The organism is Streptomyces sp. NPDC005784 (assembly GCF_042871525.1).
Lineage (GTDB): Bacteria > Actinomycetota > Actinomycetes > Streptomycetales > Streptomycetaceae > Streptomyces.
Window position 1 is genome coordinate 1 of sequence record NZ_JBIAIQ010000112.1, and the last position, 2,053, is coordinate 2,053.

Consider the following 2,053-nt stretch of genomic DNA (forward strand, 5'->3'; position numbering starts at 1 on the left):
AGTAGGGTCGGGGACTGGCGCGGTGGCTGATGCTCCGTTTCCAGTCCCCGCCGCTTCAAACCGTGCATGCAGTTCTCCCGCACACGGCTTTCCGACATCGTTCACCGGCTGGCATGCGCCATCGCCCTGTGCACGTTTCCGGTAAGACGGTAGACACCGAGCCGGGTGATCCACCCATAAGTAAACCGGGTGGTCCAGTTCCTGCCCGCTAGTCTGTGTTTCGCGCTGGCGAAGATGGCCAGCCGCTCGTGGACATAGCCGTCGACCACGTTGAACTTCCGTCCGGAGTTCCCGTTGCGGAAGTACGCAGCCCAGCCCCGCAGCACGGGGTTGAGATCGGCTACCACGGCGGATACCGGCCGCTCAGTTCTCGAACGAGTGGTCGCCGCGCGGACTTTGTCCCGCAGTGCCCGCATCGCTCTGGCCGAGGGCCAGCGGTGCAAGTAGTACCTGCCCCGCCATTTCCACGATTCCATCTTCCGGTGGTGGAAGCCGAGGAAGTCGAAGCCCTGCCCGCCTCGGGTGAGGCAGACGATGCCGGTCTTCTCGGGGTGCAATCGCATCCCGAGCTCTTCCAGCACTCGTGCCGCTAACTCACGGGCCTGTTCGGCCCGTTGCTCCGTCGGCGACAGGACTACGAAATCGTCGCAGTATCTCACCAGTGTCCCCAGCCGTCGGCCCTCGTTCTGCCACGCCTCATCGAGAACGTGCAGCGCGACATTGGCCAGCAACGGGGAAATCGGTGAGCCCTGTGGGGTTCCCGCCCCGGTGGGGGACGTCACCCCGCCCTCCAAGACTCCCATCCGCAGCCAGGCCCGGATCAGCTTCAGCATCGGCCGGTCCACCACACGCCGGGCCACCTGGGCCATCAACGCCTCATGGTCGATCGTTCCGAAGCAGTCCCGGATGTCGGCCTCGAACACCCACTCCCGCCGCTGGTTCGCGGCGACACGCACTGCTTCGCACGCGTCGATCGCGGACCGCTTCGGCCGGAATCCGTAGCTCGCCTCGGTGAACTGGGCCTCGAATACTGGTTCAAGGACCAGTTTCGCAGCCGTCATCACCACCCGGTCCGCCACTGTGGGGATCGAAAGCGGCCGGAACTCTCCCGGCCGTCCCGGTTTGGGAATCTGAACCCGCCGCAAAACTGCAGGACGATACGTATGCGTCCGCAGTCTCTGCGAAAGGTCCTGGAGGAATGCATCCACTCCCGAGGTTTCCACCGCGTCGACGGTCATGCCGTCCACGCCGGGGGCACCCCGGTTTGCGCACACACCGGCCCACGCCCGCCGAAGAACGTCCATGCGGTGGACATGGCAATACAGGGTGTGAAACCGGCGTTCGGGTTCTTGCTCGGCACAGCGGTAAAGCGTCCGTTGCAGGGCTCGGACCTTGTCCAGAGGACGACGGCCCGGTCCTGCGGCGCCTTCCTCCCGGCGGATGGAACTAGCCGAAACGGCACTCATCCGGGCCCCTCCCTGTTTGCGAATCGCATCGATGAAGCAGGGGCCCTTCGCTCCCAGCGGGTTGTGTTGTCCCGCCGATCGTCACTACTACGACCCCCTCCGACTGCCTCTCGACAACCCGCCATTTCCCGGTTCTGCCGGTTATAGGAAGGCCGCGCTTCCCGGGCCGCAAACCCGGGGTCGAGGAGGCTCTCTCCAGTTCCCAGGACAACCTTCCGACCATTCCACGCCCCTTACGCCGGGAGGTTCTTCGACGACCGCTCCAGGTCCGAGATCGCCTTCCATGGCCTTCGCCAAACAAGCACAGGCTCGGCTCCTCCTTGGCCCGCTCCAGCGGAGCGGGGGTTAAATGACGACGCTGCAGGCTTCACTTCATGTTGCGGACTGGTCGGTTGCACGCCCCCGAGGGGCGCTTGTCACTCCACTTCGACGCCACCCTTTCGAGCGACGCCGGGAGTCAGCTACCGGGGACCCTGGCGTCTCCCCGGACCGGACTCACACCGGCTGGCTGTCCTGAACTTGACGCCCGGTTACACCTTCTCCACCTCCTCTGAGCTGGGACGATGCCCGAGCTGCTGGACGTACGC

Annotated in this window: 1 protein-coding gene; it reads right to left on the minus strand. The window is 65.1% G+C overall.

Features of this window, described 5'->3' with window-relative positions; genetic code table 11:
- Positions 1-101: 101 nt before the first annotated feature.
- Entirely contained in the window at positions 102-1,466 is a 1,365-nt protein-coding gene (gene ltrA, locus ACFYR3_RS45710; RefSeq protein ID WP_389288352.1) for a group II intron reverse transcriptase/maturase, read from the minus strand.
- Positions 1,467-2,053: the final 587 nt, after the last annotated feature.